Source organism: Streptomyces sp. SID13726, assembly GCF_010548375.1.
In the GTDB taxonomy this organism is placed as follows: Bacteria; Actinomycetota; Actinomycetes; order Streptomycetales; family Streptomycetaceae; genus Streptomyces.
In genome coordinates this window covers 1-551 of sequence record NZ_JAAGLY010000226.1, presented here as the reverse complement: position 1 = coordinate 551, position 551 = coordinate 1, and the positions used below count along the sequence as shown (strand labels likewise).

Here is a 551-nt window from a genome sequence, read left to right as displayed (position 1 = left end):
CGCAACGCTGCCGCACGACGCCTCATCGCGGCGCGCTCCGAAGCCCCCGGCGAGAAGCCCGTCAAGGTCAACTCTGCGCAGGTGGCATCGCAAGTGATGCCTGCAGGAAGCAAGCGCGTCTACAAGCCGCCCACGCGTCGTGGCATCCGCACCAAGGGCGACACCAAGTTCCACCCGGCCGCCCGAGTTCTCGCCTCCGAAAGCAAGCGTCAGTCGATCGAAGCCGGGCGCCGTGAGGAGCAGTCGTGAGTATCGACACCACCCCCCTCGACTGGGACCTGACCAAGGTCATCCCCGGCAAGCTCGTCACCCCCGCGCCGGACGACGTCGACGAGGATGACATTGCCCCCGGCGTCCTCGAAGTCCGCCCCTCCTACCCGCCCGTCCTGCGCAAGGCCGGCGGCGCCGCTATGGTCGTCGCCGCCGTCACCGGCAAGGCCATCGGGATCACCGCCCGCGCCACCTGGACCGGCTCCAAGTGGTTCGGCGCAGGCTTTGGAGCCGGCTGCCTCCTCGGCTAACGGTACGTCCGCGCCGACGACCCCCAGGAA

General features: G+C 69.5%; 2 protein-coding genes. Both read left to right on the top strand.

All coding sequences use genetic code 11. The features are described from left to right. The coding region (locus G3I78_RS47310) for a hypothetical protein (RefSeq protein ID WP_164436801.1) at positions 1-249 on the top strand (249 nt) is incomplete at its 5' end. Beyond that, positions 246-521 (top strand): hypothetical protein, encoded by a 276-nt coding sequence (locus G3I78_RS47305; RefSeq protein WP_164436799.1) that lies wholly within the window; start codon positions 246-248, stop codon positions 519-521. The genes G3I78_RS47310 and G3I78_RS47305, both read left to right, overlap by 4 nt. Positions 522-551 lie beyond the last annotated feature (30 nt).